Annotated in this window: 21 protein-coding genes and 1 pseudogene; 9 read left to right on the top strand and 13 right to left on the bottom strand. The window is 39.0% G+C overall.

The features are described 5' to 3' along the window. Position 1: 1 nt before the first annotated feature. Positions 2-652, bottom strand: a complete 651-nt coding sequence (locus tag BLS38_RS01510) for a response regulator (RefSeq protein ID WP_092746562.1) — start codon at positions 650-652, stop codon at positions 2-4. 552 nt (positions 653-1,204) lie between these two features. Here BLS38_RS01510 and BLS38_RS01515 point away from each other — a divergent pair. Beyond that, the gene (locus BLS38_RS01515; RefSeq protein WP_092746696.1) at positions 1,205-2,128 is read left to right on the top strand and encodes a mechanosensitive ion channel family protein; all 924 of its coding nucleotides are present in this window, start codon (positions 1,205-1,207) and stop codon (positions 2,126-2,128) included. Here BLS38_RS01515 and BLS38_RS01520 read toward each other — a convergent pair. From BLS38_RS01520 to pncB, 7 genes are all read right to left on the bottom strand, one after another. Continuing rightward, positions 2,101-2,805 (bottom strand): 16S rRNA (uracil(1498)-N(3))-methyltransferase, encoded by a 705-nt coding sequence (locus BLS38_RS01520; RefSeq protein WP_092746563.1) that lies wholly within the window; start codon positions 2,803-2,805, stop codon positions 2,101-2,103. The two genes, BLS38_RS01515 and BLS38_RS01520, sit on opposite strands and share 28 nt — an antisense overlap. Next, the gene (locus BLS38_RS01525) at positions 2,802-4,088 is read right to left on the bottom strand and encodes a 3-deoxy-D-manno-octulosonic acid transferase (RefSeq protein WP_092746564.1); all 1,287 of its coding nucleotides are present in this window, start codon (positions 4,086-4,088) and stop codon (positions 2,802-2,804) included. The genes BLS38_RS01520 and BLS38_RS01525 overlap by 4 nt, the downstream gene beginning before the upstream one ends. Before the next feature lie 121 nt (positions 4,089-4,209). Next, positions 4,210-5,280, bottom strand: a complete 1,071-nt coding sequence (locus BLS38_RS01530; RefSeq protein WP_092746565.1) for an alkene reductase — start codon at positions 5,278-5,280, stop codon at positions 4,210-4,212. Between the two features lie 37 nt (positions 5,281-5,317). Next, positions 5,318-5,623 (bottom strand): ArsR/SmtB family transcription factor, encoded by a 306-nt coding sequence (locus BLS38_RS01535; RefSeq protein ID WP_092746697.1) that lies wholly within the window; start codon positions 5,621-5,623, stop codon positions 5,318-5,320. Positions 5,624-5,905: 282 nt separating this feature from the next. Next, positions 5,906-6,757: an archaetidylserine decarboxylase gene (asd, locus tag BLS38_RS01540; protein WP_092746566.1), complete on the bottom strand. Its 852-nt coding sequence runs from the start codon at positions 6,755-6,757 to the stop codon at positions 5,906-5,908. Continuing rightward, entirely contained in the window at positions 6,754-7,602 is an 849-nt protein-coding gene (locus BLS38_RS01545) for a sulfurtransferase (protein WP_092746567.1), read from the bottom strand. The genes asd and BLS38_RS01545 overlap by 4 nt, the downstream gene beginning before the upstream one ends. A gap of 67 nt (positions 7,603-7,669) precedes the next feature. Next, positions 7,670-8,881: a nicotinate phosphoribosyltransferase gene (gene pncB, locus BLS38_RS01550; protein ID WP_092746568.1), complete on the bottom strand. Its 1,212-nt coding sequence runs from the start codon at positions 8,879-8,881 to the stop codon at positions 7,670-7,672. Between the two features lie 134 nt (positions 8,882-9,015). On the opposite strand from pncB, the gene dtd reads away from it, so the two are divergent. Further along, positions 9,016-9,462 (top strand): D-aminoacyl-tRNA deacylase, encoded by a 447-nt coding sequence (gene dtd, locus BLS38_RS01555; RefSeq protein WP_092746569.1) that lies wholly within the window; start codon positions 9,016-9,018, stop codon positions 9,460-9,462. Between the two features lie 4 nt (positions 9,463-9,466). Here the strand turns inward: dtd and BLS38_RS01560 are convergent, their stop codons facing one another. The 4 genes and pseudogenes from BLS38_RS01560 to BLS38_RS13260 form a co-directional block, all read right to left on the bottom strand. After that, positions 9,467-9,946: an SCP-2 sterol transfer family protein gene (locus BLS38_RS01560; RefSeq protein WP_092746570.1), complete on the bottom strand. Its 480-nt coding sequence runs from the start codon at positions 9,944-9,946 to the stop codon at positions 9,467-9,469. 162 nt (positions 9,947-10,108) lie between these two features. Then, positions 10,109-10,426, bottom strand: coding sequence for an AciT family ciprofloxacin tolerance protein (aciT, locus tag BLS38_RS01565; RefSeq protein ID WP_092746571.1), 318 nt, complete (start codon positions 10,424-10,426; stop codon positions 10,109-10,111). A gap of 399 nt (positions 10,427-10,825) precedes the next feature. Further along, positions 10,826-11,725: pseudogene (serB, locus tag BLS38_RS01570) on the bottom strand (phosphoserine phosphatase SerB); the annotation flags it as partial. 89 nt (positions 11,726-11,814) lie between these two features. After that, on the bottom strand, positions 11,815-11,937 hold the full coding sequence (locus tag BLS38_RS13260) for a hypothetical protein (RefSeq protein ID WP_280137740.1): 123 nt from the start codon (positions 11,935-11,937) through the stop codon (positions 11,815-11,817). 58 nt (positions 11,938-11,995) lie between these two features. On the opposite strand from BLS38_RS13260, the gene BLS38_RS01575 reads away from it, so the two are divergent. After that, the gene (locus BLS38_RS01575; protein WP_092746573.1) at positions 11,996-13,219 is read left to right on the top strand and encodes a hypothetical protein; all 1,224 of its coding nucleotides are present in this window, start codon (positions 11,996-11,998) and stop codon (positions 13,217-13,219) included. A 159-nt stretch (positions 13,220-13,378) separates the two neighbouring features. Here the strand turns inward: BLS38_RS01575 and BLS38_RS01580 are convergent, their stop codons facing one another. Further along, on the bottom strand, positions 13,379-13,969 hold the full coding sequence (locus BLS38_RS01580) for a glutathione S-transferase family protein (protein ID WP_092746574.1): 591 nt from the start codon (positions 13,967-13,969) through the stop codon (positions 13,379-13,381). A 402-nt stretch (positions 13,970-14,371) separates the two neighbouring features. Between BLS38_RS01580 and ribBA the strand changes: the two genes are divergently transcribed. From ribBA to glmU, 6 genes are read left to right on the top strand one after another with little or no spacing between them, the layout of a single operon-like run. Then, positions 14,372-15,493, top strand: coding sequence for a bifunctional 3,4-dihydroxy-2-butanone-4-phosphate synthase/GTP cyclohydrolase II (gene ribBA, locus BLS38_RS01585; RefSeq protein WP_092746575.1), 1,122 nt, complete (start codon positions 14,372-14,374; stop codon positions 15,491-15,493). A gap of 9 nt (positions 15,494-15,502) precedes the next feature. Next, positions 15,503-15,973, top strand: coding sequence for a 6,7-dimethyl-8-ribityllumazine synthase (ribH, locus tag BLS38_RS01590; protein WP_092746576.1), 471 nt, complete (start codon positions 15,503-15,505; stop codon positions 15,971-15,973). Positions 15,974-15,976: 3 nt separating this feature from the next. After that, the gene (gene nusB, locus BLS38_RS01595; protein ID WP_092746577.1) at positions 15,977-16,420 is read left to right on the top strand and encodes a transcription antitermination factor NusB; all 444 of its coding nucleotides are present in this window, start codon (positions 15,977-15,979) and stop codon (positions 16,418-16,420) included. Between the two features lie 18 nt (positions 16,421-16,438). Continuing rightward, positions 16,439-17,362 carry a thiamine-phosphate kinase gene (gene thiL / locus BLS38_RS01600; RefSeq protein WP_092746578.1) on the top strand — a complete coding sequence of 308 codons (924 nt, stop codon included), beginning with the start codon at positions 16,439-16,441 and terminating at the stop codon, positions 17,360-17,362. Further along, the gene (locus tag BLS38_RS01605) at positions 17,340-17,852 is read left to right on the top strand and encodes a phosphatidylglycerophosphatase A family protein (protein ID WP_092746579.1); all 513 of its coding nucleotides are present in this window, start codon (positions 17,340-17,342) and stop codon (positions 17,850-17,852) included. Before thiL ends, BLS38_RS01605 begins: the two co-directional genes overlap by 23 nt. Before the next feature lie 21 nt (positions 17,853-17,873). Further along, positions 17,874-19,235 (top strand): bifunctional UDP-N-acetylglucosamine diphosphorylase/glucosamine-1-phosphate N-acetyltransferase GlmU, encoded by a 1,362-nt coding sequence (glmU, locus tag BLS38_RS01610; protein ID WP_092746580.1) that lies wholly within the window; start codon positions 17,874-17,876, stop codon positions 19,233-19,235. The last annotated feature ends 21 nt before the right edge of the window (positions 19,236-19,256 follow it).

Genomic DNA, 19,256 nt, shown 5'->3' on the forward strand with positions numbered 1-19,256 from the left:
GTCACATTTTTTTATCTTGAATGTTCAACACACTAATGGCCAATACCGCTTGTGTACGGTTTTGAACATTCAACTTTCTAAAAATAGCAGTAACATGGGCTTTAATGGTGGCTTCTGAAACATCTAGATCATAGGCAATTTGTTTATTAAGTAGTCCTTCAGCCACCATCATTAATACTCTAAATTGCTGTGGTGTAAGTGACTGAATACGGGCAGCCAGTGCTGTTTCATCTGCAGTACAGACTTCTACATGATTGTGATGTGGTAAATTCGGTGGTAACCACAAATCACCCTCTGAAACTGCTTGTATGGCTTCACTAATTAAGTCAGGATTAGCCGACTTTGGAATATAGCCCATTGCACCATGTGTCATGGCACGTTGAATAATACTCACCTCTTCGTGTGCAGAAACCACAATAATTGGAATGCTCGGATACTGTGCACGAACATGTACCAATGCAGAAAACCCTGATGCACCTGGCAGATTTAAATCGAGTAATACCAAATCTGGTTCTGCACCACTTTCTAAGTAGGCATAAAACTCTTTCACTGTGGCCGCTTCTTTGATTTGCACCAACGGAAAGCCCTGACGCACCGCCTGAATGAGTGCATGGCGAAATAATGGGTGATCATCAACGATTAATATATTCATAAGCGCTTGGCCATACCTATTAAAAATGATCAGTCATCTCTTTTTCTGATCAAAAAGTTTACGTAATGCATTGAATATTACATTTTTTTCTCATGCTGTATTTATTTTTTTAATTTTTTTTACTGATCCATGTCAATTTCATGACTTCATCTCATAAAAATGTGACGTATGCGTAGAAAATACAAAGAGTAGATCATCATATTGACTTTAAAAAGTAATGATCTATTTTGCCATCATACTTCATTATTATTTTTATATTGGTTTTTAGCTACCCTTTTATTTACAGTTCTTGTTGTTATTGACCTACTCACACAAAAGAAAAACTGAGCAATCAATACTAGTAATAGGCTCTAGGCAATATATATCACACAACAATACAACAAAAAATAAAGTGGCATTTTTTAGAATTTTCTTTATTTTTATCTTCTTACAAATGATTCGCATTTTAATAGGGTTTATGTAATTAATCGTTTAAATTTCTTTCGATTTTAAGGCACAATGTTACTTTAATTTCTTGAGAACTTGACCGTGGCAGAAGAAAAAACAAATTCGATGGCAAATTTAGCCCACAATGTCAGTACACAGACACAAGCCATATTCAATGAAAATAGTAAATATCATGATGCTTACCAAACAATAGATAAAATTGTGGCTGGTTTTTGGGAGCGTGTACCCTATCTATGTATTGCCATTATTGTATTCGTTATTTTTTGGTTCTTATCTAAGTTTTTTAAATTATTTGTGATTAGAGCTTTATCTAACAGACCCTATGCCAAACAAAATCTCGTCTTAGTACTTAATCGTGTTGGTAGTACTTTTATTGTATTTTTTGGATTTTTAATTGCACTTGTGATTGCTATTCCTGGTTTTTCACCAGGCCAACTGATGAGCGCACTCGGAATTGGTTCTGTTGCAATTGGTTTTGCATTTAAAGATATTTTTCAAAACTTACTCTCTGGTATTTTAATTTTACTTGGCGAACCGTTCCGAATTGGCGATGCAATTATTTGTAATAATCTCGAAGGAACTGTTGAAGACATTCAAATTCGTGCAACAACATTACGTTCTTACGATGGTCGTCGTATTGTAATTCCAAATGCAACCGTCTATACCAGCTCAATTACTGTTGTTACTGCATATACCCAGCGCAGATGTGAAATTAATGTTGGGATTGGCTATGAAGATGATGTACAAAAAGCCAAAGAAGTGGTTACAGGGATATTAGAAAATCATAAAGATGTGCTTAATCAACCTTCTATTTTAGTCAATGTCACAGCACTGGGTGATTTTTCAATTAACCTTAACATTCGTTGGTGGATTGATACCAATAAAACAAACACTTTAAGCTCTGCGAGTGCGATTCAAGAAGAAATCGTGGTTGCTTTTAACAAACACGGTATCAGTATTCCGTATCCAATTCAGGAGCAAATTACACAAGCCCCACCTGCTCAAATAGATAACGCACCTAAAATATAAGGAATTGCTGTTTCAGTACGTAAAATACGGTTGCCTAAACTCACAGTTTGGCAACCGTTTGTTTTAAAAAGTTCAATTTCATAGGCAATAAAACCACCTTCAGGGCCAATGACTAGACAACATGGCTCAACCATATGGTGCTGCGTTGTATTTACATACGGATGCGCCACATATACCGGCCGTCTTGGCTGAACCATCGCCGACAATATATCTTCGACAAAAGGTTTAAAGCGTTTATAAAGCGTCACTTGCGGTGCAATCGTATCGCCTGCTTGCTCTAAACCAAGCGTAATATAATCCTCTATTTGCGCCAGCAGTGGACTTTGCCAATAGCTTTTATCTACACGGTAACTGTGTATTAAAATAAGTTCTTCTACCCCCAAGGTCACTGCATCCATGACAATACGGCGTAGCACTTTAGGCCGTGGCAATGCCAAAACCAATGTCACCGCACGTTTAGAGGGTATATTTTCTGTCTTTAAAATTTTTACATCAATCGCATGCGCATGTAGGGCAATAATTTCAGTTAAATAGCGCTCTCCATCTCGAATACCCACTTTTAACGTATCACCCACACCGAGCTTGAGCTGATGTTGGATATGTTGAATTTGACGACATTCAGTAATACTCAATATCGGTTGAACAGGTGTATTCTTAGGTAAAAGTACAATATTCATGGCATTGCTAAAAACTGATCAATCAATGCAATATGGCGTTGTAACGAACCTTGATTTCGCTTAAAGACTGTATTGGCCTGTACCACCATGGTATGGCGTTCAATGGGGTATTGTAATAAATATATACAACGTTCTATAGCCTGTAATGCAGTATCAACTACATCTACAGCCTGTTGCTCAATGAATTCATCAACAACACTCTGAAAGTTAAAATAATTTTTCCCTAATACTGTCGCTACACTTAAAGCAATGGGCTCTAAAATATTATGCCCACCGCCGGGTTCATTGAGCGACCCACCTACATATGCGACATGTGCTAGAGCATACCATAGCCATAATTCACCCATGCTGTCTGCCAAATAAACCTGTGTGTGTGCATCTACATTCTCTTGTAAACTACGTCTTTTCACCAACAGACCCAATTGCTGTATCTCTGCATATACAGTATCAAAACGTTCTGGATGACGTGGTACAACAATACACAGTAAGCTTGGATCTTTCTTTAAATGTTCAAGCAAGGCATTTAAAAGCTGTTGCTCTTCAGGAGCATGGGTACTGGCAAGCACAAGTACTTTTCGTTGTTGTAATTGCCATGTGCTATATAAATCTTGCGCTTTTTTTGTAACCCATGTCGGTGCGTGTATATCAAATTTAATATTACCCAACACCTGCATGTATTGAGCATCTTTACCCAAAGTTTGGAAACGTTGCAGTGTGGCTTGGTCTTGAGCTGCAATCCAGTTCAACTGCTGTAACATGGGCACAGTCAAACGCTTAAAACGTGCATAACCTTGAGCAGATTTTGCAGATAATCTTGCATTAAGTAATAGCGTTGCAATCCCTTTTTCATGAAGGCAAGATAATAAATTTGGCCACAGTTCAGTTTCCATGAGCAGAACCAGTTTAGGTTGGTAACATGCTAGAAACTGTAAAATATTGGCACGTAAATCGGCAGGTAAAAAAACGGCTTGAAATAATTCGGGGTATTTGTGTTCAAATAAAGCTTTGGCTCTGGCCTGACCTGTTTTAGTGGTATTGGTGACAAGTACAGCTTGCCCTTGCGCTAAGTAATGCTCAATGAGCGGTTGAGCTGCATTGGTTTCACCCACAGATACCGCATGAAACCATAAACTATGCCTATGTTTTGGTGTCACAAAAGGTCCGAAGCGTTCAGATAATTCTTGTTGTAGTGCATGCGTATCTGTTGAACGTTTACGTATGCGGGAACGATATAACGGCTGAATGACTTTTAGGGCAAGCTGATACCAAAACGGAGGGCGCAAGTGAAGTCCTGCAACAATAAAAATTGTCTGTATTATAAAACAATCTTACCAAATAAAGGGGTGTTTTTTTATGTACAGATGGCGCAAGTACCTCTAGATGAAGTACTTGCATTTATGATTTTTAGTGATGACTTAAACTTGGGTAATCGGTATAGCCTTTATGTAAATCAGAACCATCAGATGGATACAACGTATTGTAATCTACACTGTTTAAAGGCAAGTCATGCTCTAAACGCTCCAGTAAATCTGGGTTAGCAATAAACAACTGACCAAATGCTACTGCATCAGCTTTATTTTCAGCCAACAATGCTTTTGCTGATGTTGCTGTTAGTTTTTCATTGGCAATCCAAGCACCACTAAATTGCTCACGTAATTCAGAGCCAATGCTGTCTTCTGCTTCATACTCACGTGAAAATACAAATGCAATATGACTTTGGCTCAGCTGTTGCATGACATAACCAAAAGTTTGCGCTGGATGATCATCACTCATATCATGAGAATCTCCACGTGGTGCAATATGAACACCTACACGCCCTGCACCCCAGACGTCAATCAATACATCAACGACTTCAAGTAACAAACGTGCTCGATTTTCTAATGTGCCCCCATAAATATCAGTACGTTGGTTAGTGCCACTTTGTAAAAACTGATCCACCAAGTAACCATTGGCAGCATGCAACTCAACACCATCAAAACCTGCATCTTTAGCATGTATTGCCGCCTGTTTATATTGGGCAATAATTTCTTTAATTTCTTCAATAGACAAGGCTTTTGGTGTTACGTATGGGCGAATTGGGCGAAGTAAACTCACATGACCTTCAGGCTGTATTGCACTTGGTGCAACAGGGGTTTTTCCTTTTAAAAACTCAGGATCAGAGATTCGACCTACATGCCATAATTGTGTGACAATTTTAGCACCTTGCTCATGTACCGCTTCAATAATTGGCTTCCATGCGGTCACTTGTTCATGATTCCATAAACCGGGTGTATTGTGATAACCCACAGCATCTTCAGAAATCACTGTGGCTTCAGTTAAAATTAAACCTGCATTGGCACGTTGGCGATAATACTCCACCATCACCTCTGTTGGAATACGTGCACTCGTGCTTCGAGAACGTGTGAGTGGTGCTAAAACTAAACGGTTTTTGAGCTCTAGATCGCCCATCTTTAACGGTGAATTTAGTGTTGGCATGATTATCTCTTTTAATGAATGTATGGTTTAACGACTTTTATAGTGTCTCTTGTAAATAGTGTATATATTGTTCAATAAGAATTTCATTTCTAGAAAAGTAAGACCACTGACCGTATTTTCTCACCTCAACCAAATTTGAGCTTTGCAATACAGCCAAATGGTTAGACATGGTTGATTGTGCGACATTACCGCGTTTTTCAATACGGCCTGCACAAATACCCACGGCCCCGCTATCAGCAGAAGGGTTCAACTCTGAAAAATACTGCTCAGGGTACTTTAACCACAGTAAAATTTGTCGGCGTAAAGGGTTAGCCAATGCCTTGCTGATTAAGTCTATATCCATCACAATCTTTTCAGTCATGTTGAAGCTCTTTTTGAATAAATCCAATATATCGTATTTAATCGATATTTAAATCGAATAATTACGATAAACATACACAAATAAATTATTAAACCAAATAACCACACGCACACATACCACTCATATTTAAAAAATAGAATCATTCATTTATAAAAATATAAATATTAAACCAATCAAGATTAGATATATATGATGGTAAAAATCCCGCTATAAAAATGGGCATGTGATTTACATGCCCAGATCTACAGTGAAATTTTGCTCATTTTAAGGCAGTAAAGCACCTAATTTCTCACCCATAACGACAGATGACTGCGCTTTAAATACTGTATCCCATGCCATTTTGTTATGTTCAAATAAAACAATAGCCGTCGAACCCAAATAAAAACGACCCAACTCATCACCTTTTTTCAAAGCAATATCATGCTTTTGTAACTCAAGACGACCTGAGGGTTTCACTTTACCTGTCGCTACTGTTTCAATCCCTGCAACAATCATTGCCCCAACCAACACGACAGCCATACGACCAATTTCAGTATCAAACAGACAGACCATACGTTCATTACGTGCAAATAAACCCGGTACATTTTCAGCCGTTACCTGATTGACCGAAAACAATTCACCCGGCACATAAAGTGTTTCGGTTAATACACCATCAAATGGCATATGTACTCGGTGATAGTCTTTAGGTGACAAATAGATGGTGCTAAAGCAACCTTGCTTAAACGGTGCAGCTAACACAGGGTCAGCCACCAACTGCTCTACAGTAAATTTCTGTCCTTTCGCTTGAAACACATCACCATCGACAATAGCGCCAATTTGCGAAATTGCACCATCGGCAGGGCAAACAATATGCTTTGGATTGTCATCAATAGGGCGAATATTATTTTGTAATGCACGGGTAAAAAATGCATTAAATGAGCGATATTTCGTGGCATTGCTTTCTTCAGCAATAGATAAATCTATGCCATATTTGGCTTTAAAAGCATGAATCACCAAGTTTTTTACCACTGGGTTTTCACTGGCTGCAACTTTACCCACCACTCGGCTCAGTTTATGTTGCGGTAATAAACGTTGTGCTTTTAAAAACACGGTTTTCTTTAATGCGTTGATGCTCAAAGTGGCTTCTCTCCCATAACAATCGGACTATTGGTCATGTTGCCCCATTCGCTCCATGCACCGTCATATGCTTTCACTTGCCATTGCAACATACGTGCAACAAAATATGCCAAGCCTGAGCGATGATGAGACTGGCAATAGACAACCACTGGCTGATCTAAATCAAAACCAATATCTTGTAAATTTTGCCGAATTTTGGCTAAAGGGTGTAATTTTAAATGATTTTCACGGTCTAAAGCACGATCAAATGCATAATGTATTGCATTTGGTATATGTCCACCTTTGCGAGCAGCACGTTGCTCACCGGTATACTCTTCGAATGAACGACAATCCCATACTTGAAGCTGTTTTTTTTCAATGGCTTGTTCAAGCACGTCATAATCAATCTGATATGTCTGGGCATATTCTAAACAGACCTGATAAAAATGACTCACGGGTTCAATTTTTGGTACAGTGGAGCTAACAGCATATTTTTTAGCCAACCAAGCATGTATACCACCATTGAGTAAACTGGTACGGCTAAAGCCAGCACAGTGTAAATTCCACAATAGCCGACTTGCCCATGCTCCCCCCTCATCATCATATGCCACCACATGATGTTCTGAAGAGATATTCAAATACTCGACCAAGGCTTGCAACTTGGCTTGATCAGGTAACTTACCTGTTGCAAAATCATGCTGTGACACTAACTGTTTAGGCAACACATGTATCGCATTGGGTATATGCAACTGCCGATATACCGACGCACGTGTGAGGTCAACAATTCGTAATCGCGAATCGTCTAAGTACGGTAAAAGCTGGTCAGCATCTACCAATAAATTTAAAGAAAGGTTTTCACATGTCATGGGAAATCAATTTTTATAAAATGTTATTCTATTACTCATATAACATAATCATATTTGAGCAATAGCATTACTGTGAATGATGGCGTGGCTTATCAAAGACCTGCTGTAAATAGGCTAAAAAGGTATTGTTATCGGTCATGGTTTTACCCGGGCTATCCGAAATTTTAGCCACAGATTGACCATTACACTCAACCAATTTGAGTACCACATTCAGTGGGGTAACGCCCAAATCATTGGTGAGATTGGTGCCAATACCAAAACTGACTTTAAAACGGTCTTTAAAATATTGATACAAGTTCCATGCCATGTCTAAATTCAAACCATCACTAAATGTCAGCATTTTTGTTTTACTGTCAATTTTTAATGTTTCATAATGTGCATACGCTTTGTCACCCCATACATATGGGTCACCACTGTCATGGCGTAAACCATCAAACAATTTAGCAAAATACAAATCAAAGTCATCTAAAAAAGCATCCATGCCCACAACATCGGTCAAAGCAATTCCGAGATCTCCACGATACTCTTGTACCCAAGCTTCGAGGGCTGCTTTTTGAAAGTTACGTAAACGTACATCTAGGGCTTGAAAGGCTTGTAAAAACTCATGTGCCATTGTACCAATTGGAATAATATCGAGCTCTTTCGCTAAAAGGACATTACTGGTCCCTCTAAAAATTTGCGGTACATGCGTTTTAAATTGTTCCACCACATGACGATGCCATGCCAAGCTATAACGGCGTCTTGTACCAAAGTCAGAAATTAAAAACGGCTCTTCTTCAAAATCATGTTGTTGTTGCAGTGCTTTTAATGTGGCTATTTTTTGTTGTAAGCGTTTTTCACCTTCTTTAAGCACAGCATCTGAATGCAACCGAGTAAAATACAATTCATTGACGATGGCAAGTACAAATATTTCAAACATCATGGCCTGTACCATTGGCCCTTCAATATGAATATCCAAACGCCCTTCAGAGTCTATACTCGCGACAATAAAACGGCGTTTAAGCTGAAATAATTCTAAATAGTCTACAAAATCACTTTTAATAAAACGTAAGCCACGTAAATACTGCAATTCATCTTGGCTAAAGCGCAATGTACACAATAAATCTAGCTGCTGATTGAGATCTGCTAAAATATCTGGCAATGGATAAACCGTGTCTTGCAAATTACGGCAACGAAATTGGTATACGCTATGGGTTTGTGGAAACTTATGTAGCACCACTTGTAGCATAGTAAATTTATATAAATCTGTATCGAGCAATGAGCGTATTATTGGTTTCATATCAGTCGAAATATTTTAGCCTGATGCATTAAAGCATAGTTTTTGTGATTTAAGCCGTTACAATCAATGAAAAATGTAGAAAAGTCTTTTTAAAATTTATTTAATATCACGTAAAAATCATACGGAATCAATATATGCGCGCATTAATTCAACGTGTTCAACAGGCTAAAGTTGTAGTCAATGAGCAAACTGTTGCAGAAATTCAACATGGCTTATTGGTCTTTATTGGTATTGCAAAGACCGACTCTTTAGACATTGCGCAAAAATTATTAGATAAAGTATTTAAGTATCGAATATTTGAAGACCAAAATGGAAAAATGGGTTGGAATGTCAGCCAAGCTCAAGGCAATGTCTTATTGGTTTCCCAGTTCACCCTCATGGCGAATACACAAAAAGGTTTACGCCCTGATTTTGGCCCCGCTATGCCACCGAGTGAGGCCAAACAACTATACGATGCGTTGGTTAATTATGCCCATCAAAATTACAGCGGTGTTCAAACAGGCATTTTTGGTGCAGATATGAAAGTGCACTTAATTAATGATGGGCCTGTAACCTTTAATTTAGAATACAACGAATTATAAAAAATTAACGACCAAACTTACGACGGATAAATACACGCGCTTGATTCATTTTTTGTTCGACAGACTTAGGGAGTTTTGGCGGTAGTAATTGCATAATTTTGCTAAATAAGACTAACATTTTCAGGTCACCCTCTACTGCAATACTGTTATCTTTTAACCCTGCCATAAATGCACTTGGGTCTCCTTTCATCATTGTTTTTACACCGTGGTCACTGTCTTTAAAAATAAGATTAAAATCAGCTTCAACTTTGTGCCCAGATACTGTATCTACTTTACCTTGGTCTATAATAATTTGTCGTGCTAGCCCTTGCTGTGTACTTATTTGAATACGGACTTGGCGGTCATGCGTAAGCTCTATAAACTTTGGGCTGGTTTTAGCAAGTTGTTTCATGCGTAACACAATACCTGCAACCGCAAGATCTAAAGGATCTGTGCTCACGTCAAGCAACGGTAATTTTACGACAGGAATTGAAGAAAGATTCATGAAAAGGCCTATGCTTAATATAAAAATTAACCACATATCCTACCACAGCTCAGCCTAGAGCTTACGACCTAAGATGGCAGAGTTTGTAACTTTTTTTAATAGCAATTAAAAAAGGCATACATTTCGTATGCCTTTTTTCAAAGATCTGTTTATGCGCAATGTTTAACGTTCGTCATCGTATATCGGCGTATGTTCAATCAATGAGCGACTCGAGATATCACGCTGTTCTACCGCATCTAAACGTAATAAAACATAGATAAGTCCAACCATCATGATACTCATTGCAGTCAGGTAAGAATACAACGTAGGCCATTCGGCAAGTTGCTGTACGACTAAACGTAAAATTTCTACACTGCCCCAAAACACAATACCCGCAAACATAAAACCAAGCCACTGACGGTACGGTGAAAAGAATACTGCCACTAAAGCGGTCATAATTAACCCGACACCAAGCATCATGGCAAAATTTGCTGTTAGCATATAACCTCCACAAAGCACTCTATGCGAGTGATCTATCTAAATCGAGTAATCAAGCAATTTGCTGTTTACACAATCTTTCAGGCCTTAAAATAAGATCTGCATTCAGCACTTGATGCCATTATGCAAAAAAAAAATAAAAAAAACAGTGCCTTTTTTTTGTAAAACGACACAGCTTGTCGCAATAGTATTTTGTCATTACATATTTTTTTTTGCTCTTTGGTACAAAAGCATGATGCATCATGGCTTGGCGTGTCATTACAAAAACCTACCACAACAAAAATAGGAGTAATTATTTTTTATGAGAAAAAGTGTTTATTTTAATCGGTTTTTGACAATGCAAGATGATGGTGCATAAAATCGCATTTTTGGCATCTCACCATTCATACATCATCAAGTCCATTAAACGTCACTATGCCCCAACAAGTACAACACACCATCTAAACCAACATGCGAAATCGCCTGTTGAGCAGCTTCACGGACTTTAGGTTTCGCATGAAATGCAACACCCAGCCCTGCCAGTGACAACATAGGTAAATCATTGGCACCATCGCCCACAGCTATTGTTTGTGCCATGTTTAAACCATGCTGTGCTGCCAACTGTTGGAGCAACACTGCTTTACGCTGTGCATCAACGACTGTACCGACAACATTTCCTGTGACGACACCATCTGCCACATCTAAAACATTGGCATGTATTTCATGTAACCCAAGTTTGTTTTTTAAATAATTTGCAAAAAAGATAAAACCACCTGAAAAAATAGCAGTGTGATACCCTTTTGCTTTTAATGTGTCAATTAAGCGAGCAGCGCCTTCATTAAGGGTAAGTCGGTCTGCAATCTGATCAAGCACATTGGCATCTAAACCTTTAAGTAATGCCACACGTGCCTGAAAACTTTGCTGAAAATCAAGCTCACCTTGCATCGCACGTTCAGTAATTTCAGCCACTTGCTCGCCAATACCCGCCTCAATTGCAAGCTCATCAATCACTTCTTGACCAATCAATGTTGAATCCATATCAAAACAAATCAGCTTACGATTGACTTGCATTGCATCAAAATCTTGCACGGTTACATCGATACCCAACTGTACCGATAGATTAAGGCAAGCTTGACGCAATGGCTCAATCGCATGAGACTCATTAGAGACAAGGGTTAATTGCTGCACATAATACGGTGTTCCTTCAGACAACGTACGACATGTAAGTGTCGTTACATCAAGCCCTTGTTGCATGAGCATGTGCGTTACCGCATCGACATGCGTGCTGAGTGGTTTACGACCCAATAACGTCACCACATAGCGTGGGTTGTACTCTGAATTTGTCATTTATCTATCTTCTGCGTTACAAATTGGTTTCAATCAAACAATCACGTTGATTTCTTATGTTAAAATTAGCCTGATTTATGGGTAGATACAACCTGATGTTGCAGTAAAACTAAAGGCCATGTATATAAATCAAGCATATGCGTATGATTGGCTGTAAAAACACGCTGTACTACGGCTGTAATAGGCACACGCTATTGTAGTCATAAAATGAGCATAAAATAAACGACTCTGATTTGGAAATATATCTTGAACGCACCTAGACAAGGGCTTTTTGCCAGCTTACTTATCGTATGTTTTGTATTGCAAACACTATTATTGGTGATTGCAACAACCCACCAATTAAAAGAAAACCGTGCGAGTCAAGGCCAACTCATGACCAGTCAGCTCATTACCGACAGTCTGCCTGAAATGGTCCCCGCCAATACTGTGTCTTTAGCGCTGATTAGTAATCGTTATGCCACCAACCCAAGTGTCGCTTCTTTACGTATTTTAGATGCAAACCAACAAGTCTTAGCCACTGCAGGCTTAGAGAGAACGCGTACAGGTGAAGTATTTTCAAGAGATATTATGCAAGGCGAGCGTAAAATTGGGCAAGTGGAGCTCACGCTCATTGAGCCAAGTATAGGTGAAATTTTACGTAGCGAATGGTTAGCGATGACGTTATCTTTACTACTATATATTTTATTGTGGCTTGCTTACCGCCTCATTGCTCGCCCAACACGTAGTGAATACCTAAACCGTTTACAATATGAAAATGAGCTAAAACAACAAATTGATACGTTAAAAAATGCTTTAGAAAATACCAGCAACCCAATACCAGTCAACCAACCAACGGTTGAGCCCGAGCAAGTACAAGTACAAGACGTCAATGAGAGTGTGAATGAAAAAACCATCTGTTTAAATATTCAGTTTTATGACCCCAAACAATTGCTAGACAGTGTAAGCCAATCGGTTGCACAGTCTTATTTTCATTTGTGTCAACTCTTTTTAAATAAAGCCATTACCCAATGTGCACAACATTACAATATTGCTGTAGATGACTTCGTAATTCATGAAAGTTTTGATGCCAACGGCGCAACTGTACATATAGATGCTGAAAAGTACAAAGATGCAGAATGTTTAATGATGATTTGCGCAGTATTTCAAATGTTAGCAGATGTATTGTATAGACGTTATAGAGAAGAAAAGCGTTTTGTATTACATACACGCTGTGCGATTTCAAGCGCTGTAAAAGAGATGCAACTTGATGCCATACCGGCAGCTAAACGTTTGACGCAATCTTTAACCAGTAAAGAAAGTGCAGTATATGTAAACCATAAATTTTTACAAAGTATGACGCAGTGCTATCAATTGGTCACACTGCCCCACCCAACCAATGCATTAACTCGACATGCCTATTTAATTAATGGCATGAATCATGAGTGTGCAGACTTAGCTCAGCGTATGCGAACACAAATTTTAAAGGGCTAGACTATATCTTCATTTCATTTAATGAATAAGATCGTATATATATTGTTAATCAAACATTAATAAAGCGAGCAGTTTTTAAAATGATCAATTAGAGGTGATTTAATCTTGTTATATTCATAGGTTAAATCACTTTGTTCACTAAAGCGTCTTTTAGACAACTTACTTTTCGAAATAAATCATTTCTTTTTGAGCTTCTTTGAACAAAGACCAGTTTAGCAAATGGTTTTGGTAAATAGCTGCTTCATCAGAAAGTTTGATTCCATAACTAAATAATCGAAAGGCCAAAACGCTATAAAATGCATCTACAGCAGAAGGCTTATCAAACATGAAAGGATTTTTTGCTAACTCAAATATTTGATTGACTCTGTGTATTTCTAAATTTAACTCATCAAAAATATCAACCGTATTTTGCTTATCCAAGGTATATGGACATGAACTTCTTAAGTGAAAAAAACCTGCATGCATTTCTGAACAAAGACTACGAGCAATTGCTCGATCTTGTATAGAGATGGGCCATAAGCTTCCTGTTATTTCTTGAAGATATTCCAAAATAGATAAAGAATCATAAACAAAAACGTCATTATCTTTTAAAAATGGTACTCGCCCTGTATGGTGATTTTCATTTAAATACAATGATTTATTAGGACCATTTAAATCTATTAAATGTGATGTATATTTTATATTCGCCAATTTGAGACAAATTAAAGCTCTTATCGACCAACTAGATAATGTACCAACATAAATTTCCATATTTAACAAATGACCTATCATTAATATAATATTTATTATCTTTAAATAGATAACATTCAAACTAAAGTCAATGATTAATATTTTATAAGTTAATAGTGATAAATAACACACCTTGTACACGATACCAATAATATAAACACAGCGAATACTTTTGGGCCAATTCGCTAATGATTTTAAATAATTAGATGTACACCATTGAAGTTTGACTCTCAATAAAAGACAGCATGATTTCTTTTAGATCACATCAAAATACGGCTTATCTCTTTTCATCGCTTACAATTTACTTTATTGTAGCTTCATAAACCCATATGCTTGCCAACATACTGTAAGCACAAAAAACCACGACAGATTAACAATAAGCCAAGTGCATTTCCCCAAAATGTATGAGGTGCAGGTAAAACAATGCCACTCAATACCGTAGAAGAACTCATCGAAGATATCCGCATTGGAAAAATGGTTATTTTAATGGATGATGAAGACCGAGAAAACGAAGGTGACTTGGTCATGGCCGCAACACATGTGCGCCCAGAAGACATTAACTTTATGATTACCCATGCGCGTGGTTTAGTCTGCCTTACGTTAAGTAAAGAGCGTTGCCAACAATTAAAACTACCACTTATGGTTGACCAAAACGGCGCGCAACATGGGACTAACTTCACCATGTCGATTGAAGCACGTGAAGGCATCACAACAGGTATTTCTCCTGCTGAACGTGCGCACACCATTCGCACAGCGGTTTCACCACAAGCTAAACCTGCAGATATTGTACAACCCGGACATATCTTTCCACTTATGGCACAACCCGGTGGCGTATTACACCGTGCAGGACACACTGAAGCAGGCTCAGATTTGTCACGTCTTGCCGGTTTAGAACCTGCATCTGTGATCTGCGAAATCATTAATGAAGACGGTACAATGGCACGCCGTGCAGATTTAGAAAAATTTGCTGAGAAACATGGCTTAAAAATTGGTACAATTGCCGACCTGATTCATCACCGCATGACGAGTGAACAAACTGTTGAGCGTTTAAGTCAAGAAACCATTGATACAGAATACGGTTCTTTTGAGCTCTTTCGCTATAAAGAACATGGAAGTGCAGAAACGCATTTAGCCATTGTTAAAGGTGAGCCGAAAGAAGGCGTAACGACTGTACGTGTGCATGGGTTTAATCCTCTACGTGATTTACTTAAACTTAAAAAACCTTCTGGTGAAACGAGTTGGAGTCTAGACCGATCATTAAAATATATTGCCGACAGCGAGCGCGCAGTTTTAGTTTGGATTGGTCAAAATCATTTATTAGATTTAGGCACTGCACTCAATGCACTTGATTTACCTAAAGTGGCAAAGTCAAGCTCAGAGTTATCTAGGCAGTACCAAACCACGGGTGTAGGTGCACAAATTTTACGTGACTTGGGTGTTGAAAAAATGCGACTGCTCAGTTCACCGCTACATTTCAATGCACTATCTGGCTTTAATTTAGAAGTGGTAGAATATATTTCTTCCAATCAATTGACTGAAAAATAAGAGGTTATTATGGCTATTCGCCGTATTGAAGGTTTAATGCATCTCGCAGGTGAAGGTCATTATGCGATTGTTGTTGGCCGTTTTAACAGTTTTGTGGTTGAACACCTTTTAGAAGGTGCAATCGACACACTTAAACGTCATGGTGTTGCAGAAGAAAATATTACAGTTGTTCATGCACCTGGTGCATGGGAACTTCCTGTTGTCGCTAAGAAACTAGCAACAACATCAACTTACGATGCCATTATTGCGCTTGGTGCCGTGATTCGTGGAAGCACACCTCACTTTGATTTTGTTGCAGGTGAATGTGCTAAAGGTTTAGGTGTGGTTGGTTTAGATACAGGTTTACCTGTAATTAATGGTGTTCTCACCACTGACAGCATTGAACAAGCCATCGAACGCTCTGGTACTAAAGCGGGCAACAAAGGCAGCGAAGCTGCTTTGACAGCCATTGAAATGGTTAACTTGTTAAAGGCAATTTAATCGATGTCACAAACATTACAAGCAGTGTATGCTGCAAAACGAAAAGCTCGTCGCTTTGCTGTTCAAGGTATTTATGAATGGCAAATGAGTCAAAATCCATCGCATCAAATTGAAGCACGTACACGTGCCGACAATGCCATGCACAAAGTTGATTTAAACTATTACCATGAACTACTCACGCAAGTGATTGCAGAGCATGAAATTTTAGATCAACTTTTACTCAGTGTTTTAGACCGCGAGCTTTCGGCTTTAGATAGTGTGGAACTGTCAATTTTACGCTTGGGTGCGTATGAATTGCGTGATCATGCAGAGATTCCTTACCGTGTGGTTTTAGATGAATCTATTGAGCTTGCGAAGCACTTTGGCGGTGCAGACAGCCACAAGTACATTAACGGCGTACTTGACCGTTTGGCACAAACATTGCGCCAAGCAGAAAAACAAGCTTAATACAGAAAAAGATCACCTATGGCCGAATTTTCAATTATTGAACAGTACTTCAAACAAGCTCGCTTGTACCAAAATAACGTTGTACTTGGCATTTGCGATGATTCGGCAATTGTTTCTCCCCCCCCAGACCATGAATTAGTCATTTGTACCGATACATTGGTTGATGGACGGCACTTTCCGACCACCACAGCAGCACATGCTATTGGTTGGAAAAGTGTTGCGGTCAATTTATCAGATCTGGCCGCTATGGGCGCAATCCCACACAGTATTTTACTGGCCATTACCCTTCCTAACATAGATCATGCGTGGTTAAAAAATTTCTCACAAGGAATTTTTGACTGCTGTGCACCATATGGGGTCGATTTAATTGGTGGTGATACCACACAAGGTCCACATCTTACGATTTCAGTAACAGCTTTAGGTTGGGTTAAACGCGGACAAGCCATTACGAGAAAAGGGGCTTGCGTTGGTGATTATATTGTTGTGAGTGGACAACTTGGTGATGCTGCTTTTGGCTTACAACACCTCGGACACCCGCTACAACACAGGCTTGACTACCCTAGCCCACGTTGCTTACTTGGCCAGCAAATTCAAGGCTTTGCTTCAAGCATGATTGACCTTTCAGATGGTCTGATTCAAGACTTAAAGCATATTTTAAACGCCTCTCAGGTCGGTGCTAGACTTAACTTAGAAAAATTACCTATTGACACTGCATTACAACAACTCCCGAGTGCTCAACAATGGCAGTATGCATTAGCAGGCGGAGATGATTATGAGCTTTGCTTTACCATTTCTCAAAATAACTATCAGCAACTCATACAACAGAAACTTGCGACACCACTCCATATCATTGGATGTATTGAAGAACCGGTAGGGCTTCGACTGTATGATCAAGAAAAACAAAAATATTTAGATTTAAATGGATACCAACACTTTGCATAAGCCTGTACTTCGTTTTAGTCATCTGTCATGGCCACAACGTTTGGTTGTTTTTTTAGGTGTTGGGCTTGGCTCAGGGCTTGCACCTAAAGCACCGGGCACCTTTGGCTCTGCATTTGCTTTATTATTTATACCCATTTGGTTCAATATTGGCTTTAATATGTCTTTACTCGCCATTATTATAATGTCTGGATTAGGGATTGCCATTTGCGGCCAAACTGCCAAAATTATGCAAGTACATGACGATGGCCGTATTGTTTGGGATGAGTTTGCAGGTCAATCCATTACATTTTTGCCTTTAATCTATTTTAATATCATGAGTGTACAATGGTTAGTGGTTGGTTTTGCACTGTTTCGCTTATTTGATATTTGGAAACCGTGGCCAATTTGTGTAGCTGACCAAAAGCTGTCAGGGGGATTAGGCATTATGTTTGATGACCTACTGGCAGGAATATGGGCTGCACTGTGTATTGTGCTTTATTTATCAGTTTAACTACAACTTTGTAGGGTGATTATGTCAACAACCGTTATTATTTTAGCTGCGGGAAAAGGCACTCGCATGCGTTCTTTACTGCCCAAAGTGTTACAGCCACTTGCAGGAAGACCCTTGCTTGCTCATGTAATTGAAACAGCCAAACAATTACAAGCACAAGATATAATTACAATTTTTGGCCACGGCGGCACATTTGTTAAAGAAACTTTTGCAACCGAAAAAATGACTTGGGTTGAACAAACTGAACAGCTCGGTACAGGGCATGCAGTACAAATGGTATTGCCTGTATTAGCAACGTCAGGTACCTCTTTAATTTTGTACGGCGATGTGCCATTGGTCAGTGCAGCGACTTTACAACGTTTGCTTGATGCCTCTATACCAACAGGTATTGGCATGATTACCTTAAATGTTGCAGACCCTACAGGCTATGGCAGAATTGTACGTCATCACGATAAAATTCAAGCGATTGTTGAACACAAAGATGCATCTCTAGAACAACAGCGTATTCAAGAAATAAATACCGGTATTTATTGCGTCAGCAACCAAAAACTACATGAATGGCTACCACATCTGTCAAACAAAAATGCGCAAGGCGAATACTATTTAACTGACATTGTTGCAATGGCAGTGGCAGATGGCTTAGAAGTGGCGTCTATTCAACCGGAAATGGCTTTTGAAGTTGAAGGTGTCAATGACCGTGTGCAGTTGGCAGCACTCGAACGTGCGTATCAATCACAACAAGCACTGCATTTCATGCGTGAAGGCGTTACATTTGCAGACCCAAACCGTTTTGATTTACGTGGCTCACTCAAAGTTGGCCGTGATGTACGCATAGACACCAATGTCATTATTGAAGGTGACTGTGAACTCGGCGATGGCGTTGAAATTGGCACAGGTTGTATCTTAAAAAATACAAAAATTGCAGCCCATACCAAGGTGCAACCGTATAGCATATTCGATCAAGCCATCGTAGGAGAAAACAATCTTATTGGTCCATTTGCTCGACTTCGCCCAGGTAGCATATTGGCAGACCAAGTACATATTGGTAACTTTGTTGAAGTCAAAAATAGCATGTTAGCCCAAGGTGTAAAAGCCAATCACTTTACGTATTTAGGCGATGCAATCGTTGGTAAAGACACCAACATTGGCGCAGGAACCATTACTTGTAACTACGACGGTGTACATAAGCATAAAACTGAAATTGGTGAAGCTGCCTTTATTGGCTCGAATAGTGCATTAGTTGCACCCATTAAAGTTGGACATGGTGCAACTGTTGCTGCAGGCTCAGTCATCACGCGTGATGTAGCCGATCATGCTTTAGCCATTGGACGTGCAATTCAAGTTGAAAAGCCTAATTATCAACGTCCGCAAAAAAGCAAATAAAATAGATTAAAATTTGAGGTA

The organism is Acinetobacter boissieri, assembly GCF_900096955.1.
Taxonomy (GTDB): domain Bacteria; phylum Pseudomonadota; class Gammaproteobacteria; order Pseudomonadales; family Moraxellaceae; genus Acinetobacter; species Acinetobacter boissieri.